Source organism: Pontibacterium granulatum, from assembly GCF_029961155.1.
Classification (GTDB): Bacteria; Pseudomonadota; Gammaproteobacteria; order Pseudomonadales; family Balneatricaceae; genus Pontibacterium; species Pontibacterium granulatum.
This window is the reverse complement of the sequence record NZ_JASBRH010000004.1, coordinates 46,257-61,267: the sequence shown is the minus strand read 5'-3', so window position 1 is coordinate 61,267 and position 15,011 is coordinate 46,257. Positions and strand designations below refer to the sequence as shown.

The following is a 15,011-nucleotide window of genomic DNA, read 5'->3' as shown; positions in this document are numbered from 1 at the left end:
GCAGAGTAAGGCCCGTAAAGCGGACGTTTATTTCTTAACTGGGAAGTACTCGTGGTACTCGGCAAAGAGTTCTTGCACCTCTTTATGATCTTTGAGTTCATTCAGGAACTGAGACAGGGTGTATTCCATAAACAGATCCTCAGATGGCTTGTTTGGACGTGATCCTGGCTGCCCTGCCCAGAGACTGTTCGCCTCAGTAGAGTCGGTCTGGTAGTTGAACTCAGCAATAGATCGACCCAGGACGAATACTTCGTAGCGCACTTTAAATTCGGTGTTAGAAACGACCGGAATCAGACCAAGTGTAGTGGCAGAAAGCATGAGCGTTGAGAACTGAGTACCGTCGGATTTGGTACGGCGACCTTTCAGAACACGGACGCCAATCGGAAGACCTACAGATTCGGCATCAATTTTCTGAAAAGCGCCGTAACTGACCAGCTTATCTTTGAAGCTCTGATTCTCGATATTAGTTACGAACAGTACTGGCGGATATTTTTCACCGGTGTGCTGATAGTCTTCGGCCAGAGAAGGGGAAGCCAGTACCACAAGTAGTGATGCAATACATCCTTTGAGTAGAGCTTTCATCATGAGTACCTCCGTTTACTTGTAACAAAGCACTTGGTTTGTGTATTCAACCGCCGCAGCAGACGAAGTTTCGAAATCAGTTTTACTGTCTGCCAGAGGGTAAGAAATGTTCTTCTTATCGAGGAAACGTTTCAGCAGCCCAACCTCCACACCGAAGTTGACGTTCTGAGAGGTGGTCTTCATCTCGGTCAGCATCATCTCCTGATTCAGGGTGCTGGATACAACGCCCAAGACATTGCCTCTGAAATCAACCACTGCGCCGCCGCTGTTGCCGGGCTGGATTGGAGCGCTGAACTGGAAGTGTCCCTGCGAGCCTTTCAGACCACCAAGAGAGCTTACGTTACCCATCGTCAGAGATGGGTACTCAGACAAAATACCGGAGAGAGGGAAACCGGTAACAAAAACCTGCTTACCCAGCGACGGTGCTTTCGTGTTGCTGATGGTTGCGTGGTTTGTCTGCGTAAAGTCGGTGCTCACAACCGCCAGATCAAGAATGGAGCTGAAGTGTTCTACCTTGGCAGGCAGTTTTTGGCCTTTGTGTCGCACTTCCAGGTACAAACACTGATCTACCACATGGGCAGAGGTTACCAGCTGACCGTCTTTATTCACAAAGAAGCCAGTACCGGTGGACTCAGGTGAATACTTATCCCCCAGAATGTCTTTAAGGGACAGTACAACCGGGTTCACAATAAAGTCGGCTTGGGCCTTGGCCAGATTTGCAGAACCCTGTGAATTCAGGAAACCGGTAATGGCTTCTTTAGTTCCTTGAGCGAATGAGTTGTAGATGGCCGTCATATCGTACAGGCCGGTCATTGCAGCAGTACTGGTAGGTGTTGAAGTGCTGTACAGGTTTTCGCCAGTCTTGGAATAAACTGTCATGTCGATAACAGAATCCCAACCGCCCCATGTACGATCCCACCGGCTGGAAGTCTTAAAGTAGATCAGAAACTGATACTTACTATCCGTTGATACCTTCTCGGCGCTCATAAACATACTATCGCCGACAAATTTCGTGGCCTTTTCCAGCTGACCGTAGAAGTTCACACCGAGTTCTGGCTTTCCTCGATCGACATAAAATGCTACTGGCACTTGGACCGGAGTTTGAATGTCTTGCGAAAGAACAGCTTTAGTCTGAATCGATGCAGTATCTTTTACTGCTGTTGCTTCACAGCCTGTTAGTACAACAGCCAGAAGCAGAGTCAGTATCCTTTTCATTTTCGTTCCTATAAGAGGTTGGAAAGTACGTCAGGCCTTTACGGATATACTTAGCGCATCGGTATCCCTGCGCGTTGATATGGCAGGCAAAAGGCTTTGAGAAGCTAGGGAGGGAAGGATATACAGTCCGATTTGTTGGTACATGGTTGTCCTTAACTCAGAAATTTTGCCATAAGAGAATATTCGTAGTCCGGCCATCTTAGCCGGAAAAAAGCCGAAAGCAAAATTACTCTAAGCCGTGATGCCGCAGGGCAAACTGCACTTCGAAAGTTAAGCACAAAGCAACGAATGCGCAGTCCTTGGATAAACCTGTGATAGTTAAGATAATATCTACGCAGAGATTTAAGGAGCTCGGTATGAACTTTGATCCCCTTCTACTCCGCCGAGCACTTCTGCGATCAATCGAATAAACGCGAGGACTGTTTGAGGCCGAAGGCCGAGTTCCGCAGCGTCGATTGATTGTGAAGCGCGCAGGGAACCCGCGAAGCGGGCAAGTAGTAGGGGCGCGGGGGATCGTAAAGGGGAATGCGTGTTCCCCTTGACCAACGAACAGGTGGATGAACATCAATCCCCATTTTCACGCAGAACATTGGAACGAGACACCAGAAAGCATCTGGAATCAGCGGCACCCCAAAAGCACCGCGGGAGGCACGATAAATCGATGCCCTACAGTGTCAATGGTTACGTTATAGTTCGGTGGAATTCAGATAGTCCGAGGTTTGCCGCGGTCGGCCCCCAAAGGGTATAAAAGCCCGCAGCAACAAACGCGCACAAAAAAGCCCGCATTCGCGGGCTTTTTCAATTCAGGGCGTAAGGTCACAAAACCTTACAGCGCCTCAATCTTCGCATACTGCTCAGCCAGCTTGTCGTAAGAGGACTGGGCATCTGCCAGCTTCTCACGCTCTTTGGCAATAACGTCTTCCGGCGCGTTCGCCACAAAACGTTCATTGCTCAGCTTGCCTTCGAAGCGACCGATCTCTTTCTTCAACTTGTCCAGGGACTTCTGCAGACGCGCCAGTTCGGCATCTTTGTCGATCAGGCCAGCCATCGGTACCAGGACTTCCATATCACCCGCCAGCTGGGTGGCAGCCATCGGTGCTTCGTCGCCTTCGTTCAGCCAGGTAATGGATGCCAGGGACGCCAGCTTGGACAGGAACACCTTGTTGCGCTCCAGACGCGCTTTGTCGTCTTCGCTGCCGTTCTTGAACAGTACGTCCAGATCCTTCGCCGGGGAGATACCCATCTCACCACGGATGTTACGGATGCCGGTGATGATCGCCTGCAGCCACGCAACTTCCGCTTCTGCGTCTGCATCGTGCTTGGATGCATCTGCTTCCGGGTAGGCCTGCAGCATGATGGTGTCACCTTCAACACCGGCCAGCTCCTTGATGGACTGCCAGATCTCTTCGGTGATGTACGGCATGATCGGGTGCAGCAGGCGCATGATCGCTTCCAATACACGTACCAGGGTGTGACGGGTACCGCGCTTGGCTTCAGCGGAGGCGTTGTCGTCCCACAATACCGGCTTGGACAGCTCCAGGTACCATGCGCAGTAGTCGTTCCATACGAAGTCGTACAGGGCCTGGGATGCCATATCGAAGCGGTATTCTTCGAAGTGCTTGTTTACCGTGGTCTGTACACTCTGCAGTTTGCTCTCGATCCAGCGATCCGCCAGAGACAGTTCGATCTCACCGCCGTTCTGACCGCAGTCTTCACCTTCGGTGTTCATCTGCACGTAACGGGCCGCGTTCCAGATCTTGTTACAGAAGTTACGGTAACCTTCCAGACGCTTCATGTCCCAGTTGATGTCACGGCCGGTAGAAGCCAGTGCAGCCAGGGTGAAGCGCAAGGCGTCGGTGCCGTGTGCCGCAATACCTTCAGGGAACTGCTTCTCGGTACGCTTGCCGATCTTCTCAGCCAGCTGCGGCTGCATCATGTTGCCGCAACGCTTGTCCAGCAGGGCAGGCAGGTCGATACCGTCGATCATGTCCAGTGGGTCCAGAACGTTACCCTTGGACTTGGACATCTTGTCGCCGCTCTCGTCACGGATCAGACCGGTGACGTATACGGTTTTGAACGGTACCTGTGGTTTGCCGTCTTCGTCTTTCATGAAGTGCATGGTCATCATGATCATGCGCGCCACCCAGAAGAAGATGATGTCGAAACCGGTGACCAGTACATCGGTCGGGTGGAAGGTCTTCAGGCGCTCGGTCGCTTCCGGCCAGCCCAGTGTGCCGAAGGTCCACAGCGCGGAGCTGAACCAGGTATCCAGTACGTCGTCGTCCTGGCGCAGTTCGGTTTCCAGATCCAGACCGTATTTCTCGCGTGCAGCGTCCTTGTCGTTGGCTACGTAGACGTTGCCTTCGTTGTCGTAGAACGCCGGGATACGGTGACCCCACCACAGCTGACGTGAGATACACCAGTCCTGAATGTCACGCATCCAGGCGTTGTACATGTTTTCGTACTGCTTAGGCACGAACTGGATGTCGCCGTTCTCTACCGCTTCAACCGCAGGCTTGGCCAGAGTCTTGGCATCGCAGAACCACTGGTCGGTCAGCATCGGTTCGATAACCACACCGCCACGGTCGCCGTAAGGCACGGTCATGTCGTTCTCTTCGATCTTCACCAGCAGGCCGGCTTCTTCGAAGTCCGCTACGATTTCACGGCGTGCCGCGAAACGTTCCATGCCGCGGTATTTCTCCGGCAGGGTGGTGTCGATTTCGTTGTTCGGGGTGCCGTCGGTGTTGAACGCTTCCGCTTCGTCGCGGATGTCGGCGTTGAAGGTCAGCACGTTGATCATCGGCAGGCCGCAGCGCTTGCCCACTTCGTTATCGTTGAAGTCGTGTGCCGGGGTGATCTTCACACAGCCGGTACCTTTCTCCATGTCGGCGTGCTCGTCGCCGACGATAGGGATACGGCGGCCAACCAGCGGCAGGATGATCTCTTTGCCGATCAGATCTTTGTAACGCTCATCGTCCGGGTTAACCGCTACACCGGTATCACCCAGCATGGTTTCCGGACGGGTGGTGCCGACGACGATGTGATCGTCGCCCGCTGCAGTCTTGACGCCATCTGCCAGAGGATAGCGCAGGTACCACATCTTCCCTTTGGTTTCTTTGTTCTCAACTTCCAGGTCAGAGATGGCGGTGTGCAGTTTCGGGTCCCAGTTAACCAGGCGCTTGCCACGGTACACCAGGCCTTCGTCGTACAGGCGGATGAACACTTCCTGCACGGCGTTGTAGAAACCGGAGTCCATGGTGAAACGTTCGGTCGGCCAGTCTACGGAGTTACCCAGACGGCGCATCTGACGGGTAATGGTACCGCCGGACTCTTCTTTCCATTCCCAGATCTTTTCGATGAAGGCGTCGCGGCCCAGATCGTGACGGGATTTCTGCTGTTCGGCGGCCAGCTTACGCTCAACCACCATCTGGGTGGCGATACCGGCGTGGTCGGTACCGACCTGCCACAGCGTGTTCTTACCCTGCATACGCTTGTAGCGGGTGAGAGCATCCATGATGGTGTGCTGGAAAGCGTGACCCATGTGCAGGCTGCCGGTGACGTTCGGCGGCGGAATCATGATGCAGTAGGAGTCACCTTCGCCGGAAGGAGCGAAGTAATTATTCTCTTCCCAGGTCTGGTACCAGGATTTCTCAATCTCGTGTGGCTGGTAGGTTGTTTCCATTAGATTCTGGCTTCTCTAATCTTCGTTCAAAATTAATCGCCAAATTATACAGATTGACGGCGATGGAATGTAGGGCTGAGTTTGCGGTCTAACATCGAAATCGAGCAGAAGGGGGAAAATCCTTATGCATGATTACCTTCGCAACGGCCTTCGCGAGCGTGGTTTCTTGCCTGCGGAGGACCCGGACACCCGGTTAACCCTCGGGGATAAGTACGAAATTCTCGATAATATCGGTCATGATCTGCCCAGTTTGCTGCTGGAACCCGAGTTCAGGTCCTACCTGCGTGGCCAGACCCTGCCCGAGTGGCCCCACCCCAATATACCGCCCGTGTTGCTGCCGCAGGCGCGATTGTATTACCTGCGTCTGGGCTTTATCGCTTCGGGCTACATCAACCAGATCGGCCAGCCGGTCACGCACTCATTGCCCGCCAATATCGCCCGGCCACTGTGCAAAATTACCGAGTTGTTGGGGCGCCCGCCGATCCTGAGCTACGACGGTTATGCCCTGTTCAACTGGAAGCGCTTTGATCCGACACGGGGGATTGAACTGGGCAACATCGATACCCTCCAGAACTTTGTGCATCTGTACGATGAGCACTGGTTTATCCTGGTGCATGTGGAGATCGAGGCGCACGCGGCACGCATTATCGATGCGATCCTGACACTGGAAGAGGACAACAGCTTTGCCGATCAGGAGGCTGTGGATAACTGTCTGGAGCAGATCTCGTCTGCGATGGACAACATCCTGCAGGTGCTGCGTCGTATTCCGGACAAGATGTCGGACGAGCTCTACTTCAGCCGTTTCCGACCCTATATCGGTCAGTTCCGGGATGTGACCTACGAGTCGATGGGGCAAACAGTGAACTTCCGGGGAGAAACCGGCGCGCAGAGTTCGGTGATGCCCACGCTGGTGGAGTTTATGAAGATTCCCCATCAGCCCAACCGGCTGATCAGCCACCTGAATGACATGCGCCACTATATGCCGAGGGAGCACGTGATTTGGCTGGATGCGGTGAGAGAACTGCCCGATGTGCGGCCGGTGGCCTCGCGGGAGCGTTTTAACCAGGTGCTGGAGCAGATGGCGGAGTTCAGGGAGGTGCATTACCACTGGGCGATCAAATACATTGCACGGCGCTGCAATGACCCGCAGGGCACCGGTGGGACACCGTATCTGAAGTGGCTGAAATACCTGATCGACGAGACACGCCAGCACCAGGTGAGGGGATAGAAAGATCAGGCAGTGTAGGATGTGACCCCGTTCAGACAATCGGCCGAACGGGGCCTGATACAGCTTAGCGGGCCTTCTTTCGCATGTCGTTCATGCGGGAGGTAATGCCTTTGTCCTGGTAAAGCCGGTAGTTGTTGCGGGTGGCCTGCAGTATGGAAGGCTCCTGTACCACGATCTCAAGGATTCGTTCGTAGTTCAGGGCATCTTCCGGCAGATCCAGCGCCATGTTTACAAACACCTGTTGGTGATCCGGACGCTGATCCGCCCAACCCAAGGTGATCGGGGCCGGGGTGTCGGCGCCGATCATGGCGTGGGGCAGAAACGCTTCAGGTTTGTGTTCCCATAACAGCTGGTCCAGATGGGCCGCCTCCTCTTCACCGGTGCAGTGGATATGCATCTGCTTGCCCGTGCCGAGTACGCGATCGCACAAACGGCACAGGAAGAGGGCGCGGGCTTCCGGGTCGGAGGCCGGCAGGACGTAGAAGTCCGCTTCAGTCATATCAGTCTTCAGCCGCCAGGTTCATCAGGTGCTGGGTCAGCAAAGGTACACAGCGACCGGTTGCGCCTTTCTCTTTACCTTTGCTGTTCCAGGCAACACCGGCGATATCCAGGTGCGCCCAACGGTAGCTCTTGGTAAAGCGCGACAGGAAGCACGCTGCAGTGATGGTACCCGCTGGTGGTCCACCGATGTTGGCGATATCGGCGAAGTTGGAATCCAGCTGTTCCTGATATTCGTCCCACAGCGGCAGACGCCAGGCTTTGTCCGCCGCCTGATTGCCCGCTTCCAGCAGGTCGTTGGCCAGGGTATCGTCGTTACTCAGCAGGCCGGTTGCCTGGTGGCCCAGGGCTACGATGCAGGCACCGGTCAGGGTAGCGACGTCAACCACGGTTTCCGGTTCGAAACGCTCGGCGTAGGTCAGGGCGTCACAGAGGACCAGTCGACCTTCCGCGTCGGTGTTCAGGATCTCAACGGTCTGGCCGGACATAGTGGTGACGATGTCGCCCGGTTTAGTCGCACGACCGCTTGGCATGTTCTCCGCTGCCGCAACGATACCCACAACGTTCAGCTCCAGGTTCATTTCGCACAGGGCGGTCATGGCACCAAATACGGACGCGGCACCACACATGTCGAACTTCATCTCGTCCATGGATGCGCCCGGTTTCAGGCTGATGCCGCCGGTATCAAAGGTGATGCCTTTGCCGACCAACACGTGGTTTTTGTCCTCTTCGGAGCCACCTTTGTAGTGCATCACGATCAGCTTGGATGGCTGGTCGCTGCCGTTACCTACAGACAGCAGGGAGTGCATGCCCAACTGACGCATCTCGTCTTCGTCGAGGATGGTGGTTTCCAGCGCTTCGTGTTCCGCAGCCAGGGCGATCGCCTGTTCCGCCAGGTAGGTCGGGGTACAGATGTTACCCGGCAGGTTGCCCAGGTCACGCGCGGTGCTGATACCGTTGATCAGCGCAACACCGTCCAGCAGCGCGTATTCGCCCAGCTCGGTGTCATCTTCGCTCAGCAGGATCGCCAGCTTGTTCAGTGCCAGCGGATCGGCTTTTTTGCTCTTGGTTTCGTCGTAGATGTACAACTCGGCACCGGCCCACTCAATCAGGTGGCGCAGCTGGCGGTACTGGTCGTCATCGTTGCTGCCCAGGCCGTCCAGGGAGAACACTGCGCTTTCAGTGCGTACGCCCTTGATCGCGCCCATCGCTGATTTTACGATCTTACGGTAGTTGCGGTCGTTACGCTCGTCACTTGCGCCCAGGCCAACCAGCAGGACACGGCGTGCGCTGACACCCGGTACCTTTTGCAGCAGCAGGGTTTCTGCCGTTTTGCCCTGAATATCACCACCGCCCACAATATCGCTGATGTAGCCCTGAGCGGCCGTGTCCAGTGCTTGCGCTGATGGGGACAACTGACCGTCGGCTTCAATGCCAACTACCAGACACTCGGTTTCACAGCTGGCAACATCGCCATTAACAATTTCAAAATCCATGCTGACTCCATTAAAACAGACGGCTAACAGGCCCTACGATTCTGTATCGCCCAATCCGTTCCGGATCCTGTATTACGGATGATCTTCGGAATGGATTCACAGCTTGGTGTGATCCCGCTCCGGAACGGTTTTGCACGCTTATCTGTCATCTATCAGGTGATTACAGATCTCTGAGCAAGACATTGGGTACAGATTAAAGGATAATTATCGGCCCACTATAAACCATTTTTCAGTTCGTAACAGAGTAGCGGAAGTGATCGTTTTTCGATATTTGGCACGGGAAGTGCTCAACAGCACAGTGGCCGTGACCGGTGTTTTATTGCTGATTCTGGTCAGCGGACGTTTTATTAAGTACCTCTCTGAAGCTGCTTCCGGTGATCTTGCTGCGGACGTCCTTTTCGAGATCATGGCTTATCGTATCCCGGGTTTCCTCGAGCTGATCCTGCCGCTCGGACTGTTCCTCGGGATTTTGCTCGGTTATGGCCGGCTCTATCTCGAAAGTGAGATGGTGGTGCTAAACGCCTGTGGCATCAGCCAAAAGCGGCTGGTGGGGTATGCCATGGGGCCGGCTCTCCTTTCCGCAGGACTCGTCGCCCTGTTGAGCTTGTGGGTATCCCCGATGGGCGCGGCTGAGACCGTGCGTATCTTTGATGAACAGAAATCCCGTAGCCAGTTGGAAAGCCTGACCGTTGGGCGTTTTCAGAAACATACCGGCAAGAACCGTCGCGTTTCCTACACAGACCATGTCGGTGATGATGGTACTCTGGGGCGTATCTTTCTGATGGAACGTACCGCCAAAAGTGTGCCTGCGATTGTGGTAGCGGAGTCCGGTCAGAAAAGCAGTGAAGGTGAAACCGGTCAGGAATTTCTGGTGCTGCAGAACGGTGTGCGCTATGAGGGCCATCCCGGGCGGGCAGACTTCACGGAAACAACCTTCAGTAAATACGGTGTGCGCCTGAACCCGCCCGAAATCATTTCAGGTGTGACCAAAGCGTCGGCCAAATCCACCGCAGAATTGATGGTTTCGGACCACCGTGTTGACAAGGCGCAGCTACACTGGCGCTTCTCCCTTCCCATTCTGGCGCTGGTGGTGACGCTGTTGGCGGTGCCACTGAGTCAGGTGAATCCGCGTCAGGGGCGTTACGCCAAGATGCTGCCGTCGATCATTATGTATCTTCTCTATTTGATGTTACTGAGCACGGCCCGGAGTAAGGTCGAAGATGGCAAAGCGGACGTGATTGTGCTGTATGCCGTGCATCTGGTGTTCCTGGGGATCGCTTTGAATCTGCTGTTTGCGGGGCGGTTCTGGGGCCGGTTGTTTGACCGTATTCCGATGCCGCGCCTGCGTCGTAAAGGAGGTGCTGCATGATGAACCGCATTGACCTCTATATTAGCCGTCACGTACTGGGTGCGATCTTTGTTGTGATGCTGGTGATTGTGGGGCTGGACCTGTTGTTCGCACTGGTGGATCAGCTGCCGGACCTAACCGATGGTTATCAGTTTAACGATGCGCTTTACTTCGTGGCGATGACCGCGCCACGCCGCATCTACGAGCATATTCCGCTTTGTAGCCTGATTGGCTGTTTGCTGGGATTGGGCACCTTGGCAACCACCTCTGAACTCACCGTGATGCGTGCAGCGGGTGTATCCACGTTGCGTATTATCACCGCAGTGATGAAGCCGGTAATGGTGATCATTCTCTTGGCGCTGGCGTTGGGCGAGTACGTGGTCCCTAAAACCGAACAGGAGGCGCAGAGCTTCCGTACGATAGAGGTGGCTAACGGGCGTCGTGGTGCATCCAGTTTGGAACAGGGGGTGTGGCACCGTGAAGGCAACACGTTCCTGTATGTAAGTGCGATCTCCCCGAACGGAGAGCTCTTTGGTCTGACCCGGTACCAGTTTGATGATAATTGGAAGCTTGTGCGCTCAAGCTACGCCAAAACCGGTGTGTATACCGGTGACGGTTGGGCGTTGAGTAACATTATGGATACCGAGTTTCTGGCTGATAGCACCCGTATCGTGCGCCAGAAAAGCGAGCAGTGGGATTCCGGTATGACCCCGTCGCTGCTGACCACCATTATTATGGAGCCAGGTAATCTGCCCATTTCTGGCCTGCATGCCTACAGCGGTTATCTGGATGAGCAGGGATTGTCGGCAGCGGATTATCAGGTGGCGTTCTGGAGCAAAGTGCTGCAACCGCTGGCGATTACCGGCCTGGTTCTGGTAGCGGTATCCTTTATCTTCGGACCGCTACGTAGCGTAACTGTGGGTCAGCGTTTGATTGCGGGGGTTATCGTGGGCTTGGTGTTTAAGCTGTTGCAGGACCTGCTGGGGCCCGCCAGTACGGTCTACGGACTGCCTCCGTTGGCGGGGGTACTGTTGCCGATTCTGCTTAGCTTCCTGATTGGCTGGCGCTTACTCCGCAGGGCTGGGTAAATCTGCGGTCAATAGAAGCACTAAAAAAGGCGACGCTGAAACCAGGTCGCCTTTTTGTATTTCTGAACGTTGGGTTTTTACTTCTTCGTCTTCTTTTTGTCTGGTTTTGGCAGTTCGACAACACAGGTGCCTGAGGCTAGATCAGGCCATGCCATTTTTTCCCGGTTGATGAACATCCAGAGGTAACCCAGTCCCGCACAGCCAAACGAAACTCCTGCGACGAGGAAACGGATTAGGGCCTGCGTCAGGCTGATGTGTTCGCCCTCAGGCGTTTGTACGCGCACGCGCCAGGCCAGCATGCCCAGTGTTTGGCCGGAGCGGATCCAGAAGAACGAGTAAAAAACGAACAGCACCACAAACAGAATGGAACGAAAGACCGGAACGTTTTGCACCAGGGCTTCGTTATTGATCAGCATAAGAATGCCGGTGAGTACCATCACCAACGCCACAAAGATCATGAAGTCGTACAGCAGTGCGCCGAGACGCTTGAGGGGAGGGGCGGTTTTGACCTGGTCAAAGGTTTCGGGAAAGCGACGGCGTTGCATAATCTGTATCCGGCGGTGGTTGTTTAATCAATGTGGGCTGGCATTTTATCAGGGCCGCTGTTGAATAAGTAGCAGCCCTGAACAGGTGTGTTAGTCAGCGCTCTGGGCGTTGCTTTCAACGGGCGCAAGCGGATACGAGGATAGCCATACCGCACATGTGATTACCGGCATAGAGCGTTGGCTATAGGAGCGGGGCGGCATCCTATCATTGGGCTTTTGGCTGGCTGTAATTTAACCAAAAGATAGTGGTGGTCGGTTTATTTGCTGGGAGCAGTGAGCAAAGACAGGTATTTAATGGGTAGGAAAGAGCCACAGCAGGACTCTGTGGCTCGGGAGCTTACCGGCTTAAAATGCTTATTTATAAGGGGCTACGTACAGTTTGTGGTAGCTTTCAGCCAAGTCTTTAGCCGCTTGCATCTGGTCGCTGTCGAGCTTCATAACCAGACGACGCTCGATTGCTTCGGCGGTGGCGTTGCCCAGCTGTGCTGCGTTGTGCATCCAGGCATAAGCAATCACGTTGTTGTCCTTGCTTGAGTCCATGCCGTGCTCATTGGAGTACAGGGTGCCCAGGAAGAACATCGCGTCTGTGTGGCCTTTCTTCGCAGCTTCCAGGTACCAGCGCTCGGCTTCCGCGAAGTCCTGCTCTACACCAGTACCGAAGTTGTAGGAACGGCCGATGTTGTGCTGTGCGGCTACTAATCCTGCTTCAGCGGCTTTACTGTACCAGTTGAAGGCATCAGCCGGGTTGCGTTTCAGGCCGTAGCCGAATTCGTTCATCTCACCCAGACGGTTCATGGCATGGGCATCGCCGGATTCAGCTGCAGGCACTACGGTTTTCAGCTCGACCTGGTATTCCTTGTTTTTCAGGGCGCGCAGGCTGTTTACGCTTTCCAGATGGCCTACGTTTGCACCTTGAGTGTAGAGACGTTTGGCACGTTCGACGTCTTTAGCTACGCCCCAGCCGTTTTCGTACATCTTGCCCAGCATGTTGGTCGCATCAGCGTTGCCTTCTTTCGCCAGTGGCTCCAGCTCTTTCAGTGCGGTGGAGTAATCCTGAGTATCAAATGCGCGCGCACCTTTGCCGAGATCGGCTGCCAGCAGTGCAGGGGTGTTTAAACTAAGCAGCAGAGCTGCTGCAAGAAGCGTTTTTTTGGTCATCGAAACGTCGCCCATAGCTAGTTTGGGATCGAAAATTTGGCGCCTATTATAACGGCGTTAGCCCTGATGAGAAAATGAACAGGATCAGCCGCAAAAATATGCGATCTGTGCCCTTTATGCGGTGATGCTATTTTAGCTTAATCTAATATTGCGGCGATTCTACCGCAAAAGCGGAAAAATAGGCAGAGGTCTTGGGCCAAGGGGGTGGGATTGGTGTTGTTTTTTGATGTGAATCAGGCGAGATGGGGCGAATAAATCGGTAACGAATCGTGGTATTTTGGGTTTTCCTGGCTGTCTCCTGTCGCGATATCTCGCCGCTTAACGAGGTGGCTGTCTGGAGTTTTTGGTTTGAAGGCCGATAGGAGTGTTGCTGTCTGGTGCGAATTGGATAAGGAAAGGGGGAGATTAGTATGGATATCGACTCTACCCCATAATAGCTGCGAATGGAGGCAGTGAGTTTTATATGTCGAATCAGGTGGGGATAGAGACGCCGCGCAACTGGCTGCGTATAGATGTGCTTCTCGCGTCCTTTGGAGTAAACCTGCTGGCTATGGCGATGCCAATCGTGGTGTTGCAGGCGTATGACCGTATTATCCCGAATCAGGCGCTGGATACGTTTTCGATCCTTGTGGCCGGTATTGGTGGGGTGATTCTGCTGGAGATCCTGCTGAAGGTTATGCGCTCGATGATCCTTGCCTGGAGTGGCGCCCGCTTTGAGCACTCGGCCAATATGCGTGTGTTTTCCCGTGTGTTGTATGCCGATTCACTGGCCTATAACCAGCACTCGCAAGGGTATTACCTGTCCCGTATGCAGTCTGTGGAAGATCTGCAGCGTTTCTTCTCCGGTCAGTCGATGTTATTGCTGCTCGACCTGCCGTTTGCGTTTCTTTTCCTGGCGTTGATCTGGTTTATTGGTGGCGAGCTGGTGTTTATTCCGGCGACACTGATGGTGTTGTTTGCCCTGCTGGCGGTGGTGCTGGGTAAGAAGCTGGAGCGGGCGCTGGAGGTTAACCACAAAACCGAACAGCACCGCCAGAACTTCCTGATCGAATCCCTGAACAATATTCACACCATCAAGTCGATGGCGATGGAGTCGCTGATGATGCGACGCTATGAGCGTTTGCAGGAGCGCTCGGCGGAAGGTGTGTACGAACTGGCACATATCAACAGTGTGGTGCAGGGCGTTGGTAGCACGTTTTCCCAGGTGGCGATGGTGCTTGTGGTTGCCGTTGGTTCGCTCATCGTGATTGATGGTGAACTGAGTATTGGTGCGCTGGCGGCGGTGACCATGCTGACCGGACGCGCACTGGCACCTGGGCTGAAAGCGATGGGCTTGTGGACGCAACTGCAGAGTGTGCGAATTGCTCAGAAACAGGCTAAGGAGCTAAGCGATCTGCCGCCCGAACAGAGCGGTGCGTATATCCCGCCTGAACCGATTCGTGGCGAGCTGGTAGTGGACGATGTCTGGTTCCGCTATCCGGAATCAGAAGATTGGCTGCTGAAAGGCATCTCCTTTGATGTGCCCGCCGGTGGTGCGGTGGCGCTGACGGGTGCCAATGGCGCGGGTAAGAGCACTTTACTGGCGCTAATGGCCGGCCTGCTCAAGCCTGAACAAGGCCAGATCCGTATCGACAATGTGGCGCTGTCGGAGTACGACGCGGAGGTGTTGCGCCACTACATCGGTTACGTGCCGCAGTATGGCACCCTCTATGAAGGCACTATTCTCGAGAATATGACCCTGTTCCGCTCCGGTGAGGTGATTGAGCAAGCGCTGGCGCTGGCACGTCATCTTGGTTTGGATGAGATCATTGCGCGCTTGCCAGATGGTTTGGATACTCAGGTGGGCGGCGCTGCGGTTGATCCGCTCTCCGAGGCGGTAAAACAGAAAATCCTGATGGTGCGCTCGTTGGTGGGGGATCCGCGCATCATGATTCTGGATGACGCCAACGCCAACTTTGATCTGAAGAACGATGCCAAGCTGCTGAATCTTCTGCAGCGTATTCGCGGCAACCGTACTCTGATTGTGGTCTCCTACCGTCCTTCGTTCCTTCGCATCTGTGATAAAGCGTATGAACTGCGTGATGGCGAGTTGATCCCGCTACAGCGGCGTAAAGAGGTCCAGGCTCAACAAGCCGCCGAGCAATCGGCTCAGCACCAGGTAGCGGAGTGAG

11 protein-coding genes are annotated in these 15,011 nt (G+C 54.6%); 4 read left to right on the top strand and 7 right to left on the bottom strand.

Annotated features, from left to right (window positions below; all coding sequences use genetic code 11):
* Positions 1-27: 27 nt before the first annotated feature.
* From QKW35_RS04965 to QKW35_RS04955, 3 genes are all read right to left on the bottom strand, one after another.
* Positions 28-585 (bottom strand): hypothetical protein, encoded by a 558-nt coding sequence (locus tag QKW35_RS04965; protein ID WP_282351174.1) that lies wholly within the window; start codon positions 583-585, stop codon positions 28-30.
* A gap of 12 nt (positions 586-597) precedes the next feature.
* Entirely contained in the window at positions 598-1,797 is a 1,200-nt protein-coding gene (locus tag QKW35_RS04960) for a S1 family peptidase (RefSeq protein WP_282351172.1), read from the bottom strand.
* A gap of 826 nt (positions 1,798-2,623) precedes the next feature.
* Positions 2,624-5,479 carry a valine--tRNA ligase gene (locus QKW35_RS04955; protein WP_282351171.1) on the bottom strand — a complete coding sequence of 952 codons (2,856 nt, stop codon included), beginning with the start codon at positions 5,477-5,479 and terminating at the stop codon, positions 2,624-2,626.
* A gap of 124 nt (positions 5,480-5,603) precedes the next feature.
* On the opposite strand from QKW35_RS04955, the gene QKW35_RS04950 reads away from it, so the two are divergent.
* A complete protein-coding gene (locus QKW35_RS04950) occupies positions 5,604-6,707 on the top strand; it encodes a PrnB family protein (protein WP_282351170.1) in 1,104 nt (367 codons plus the stop codon).
* A gap of 64 nt (positions 6,708-6,771) precedes the next feature.
* On the opposite strand, the gene QKW35_RS04945 is transcribed toward QKW35_RS04950, so the two are convergent.
* A complete protein-coding gene (locus tag QKW35_RS04945) occupies positions 6,772-7,206 on the bottom strand; it encodes a DNA polymerase III subunit chi (RefSeq protein ID WP_282351169.1) in 435 nt (144 codons plus the stop codon).
* A 1-nt stretch (position 7,207) separates the two neighbouring features.
* Entirely contained in the window at positions 7,208-8,701 is a 1,494-nt protein-coding gene (locus tag QKW35_RS04940; protein WP_282351168.1) for a leucyl aminopeptidase, read from the bottom strand.
* Between the two features lie 253 nt (positions 8,702-8,954).
* Here QKW35_RS04940 and lptF point away from each other — a divergent pair, with 253 nt between their 5' ends.
* On the top strand, positions 8,955-10,070 hold the full coding sequence (gene lptF, locus QKW35_RS04935; protein ID WP_282351166.1) for an LPS export ABC transporter permease LptF: 1,116 nt from the start codon (positions 8,955-8,957) through the stop codon (positions 10,068-10,070).
* Entirely contained in the window at positions 10,067-11,137 is a 1,071-nt protein-coding gene (lptG, locus tag QKW35_RS04930; RefSeq protein ID WP_282351165.1) for an LPS export ABC transporter permease LptG, read from the top strand. Before lptF ends, lptG begins: the two co-directional genes overlap by 4 nt.
* Positions 11,138-11,214: 77 nt before the next feature.
* Here the strand turns inward: lptG and QKW35_RS04925 are convergent, their stop codons facing one another.
* Together QKW35_RS04925 and QKW35_RS04920 are read right to left on the bottom strand one after the other, a co-directional pair.
* Positions 11,215-11,682, bottom strand: coding sequence for an RDD family protein (locus tag QKW35_RS04925; RefSeq protein WP_282351164.1), 468 nt, complete (start codon positions 11,680-11,682; stop codon positions 11,215-11,217).
* Positions 11,683-12,036: 354 nt separating this feature from the next.
* On the bottom strand, positions 12,037-12,840 hold the full coding sequence (locus QKW35_RS04920) for a tetratricopeptide repeat protein (protein ID WP_282351163.1): 804 nt from the start codon (positions 12,838-12,840) through the stop codon (positions 12,037-12,039).
* A gap of 463 nt (positions 12,841-13,303) precedes the next feature.
* Here QKW35_RS04920 and QKW35_RS04915 point away from each other — a divergent pair, with 463 nt between their 5' ends.
* Positions 13,304-15,010, top strand: coding sequence for a peptidase domain-containing ABC transporter (locus QKW35_RS04915; protein ID WP_282351162.1), 1,707 nt, complete (start codon positions 13,304-13,306; stop codon positions 15,008-15,010).
* Position 15,011: the final 1 nt, after the last annotated feature.

Excerpts from the sequence above, each read along its gene's own strand:
- QKW35_RS04965 (WP_282351174.1), bottom strand. The coding sequence starts at position 585 with ATGATGAAAGCTCTACTCAAAGGATGTATTGCATCACTACTTGTGGTA.
- QKW35_RS04960 (WP_282351172.1), bottom strand. The coding sequence starts at position 1,797 with ATGAAAAGGATACTGACTCTGCTTCTGGCTGTTGTACTAACAGGCTGT.
- QKW35_RS04955 (WP_282351171.1), bottom strand. The coding sequence starts at position 5,479 with ATGGAAACAACCTACCAGCCACACGAGATTGAGAAATCCTGGTACCAG.
- QKW35_RS04950 (WP_282351170.1), top strand. The coding sequence starts at position 5,604 with ATGCATGATTACCTTCGCAACGGCCTTCGCGAGCGTGGTTTCTTGCCT.
- QKW35_RS04945 (WP_282351169.1), bottom strand. The coding sequence starts at position 7,206 with ATGACTGAAGCGGACTTCTACGTCCTGCCGGCCTCCGACCCGGAAGCC.
- QKW35_RS04940 (WP_282351168.1), bottom strand. The coding sequence starts at position 8,701 with ATGGATTTTGAAATTGTTAATGGCGATGTTGCCAGCTGTGAAACCGAG.
- lptG (WP_282351165.1), top strand. The coding sequence starts at position 10,067 with ATGATGAACCGCATTGACCTCTATATTAGCCGTCACGTACTGGGTGCG.
- QKW35_RS04925 (WP_282351164.1), bottom strand. The coding sequence starts at position 11,682 with ATGCAACGCCGTCGCTTTCCCGAAACCTTTGACCAGGTCAAAACCGCC.
- QKW35_RS04920 (WP_282351163.1), bottom strand. The coding sequence starts at position 12,840 with ATGACCAAAAAAACGCTTCTTGCAGCAGCTCTGCTGCTTAGTTTAAAC.
- QKW35_RS04915 (WP_282351162.1), top strand. The coding sequence starts at position 13,304 with ATGTCGAATCAGGTGGGGATAGAGACGCCGCGCAACTGGCTGCGTATA.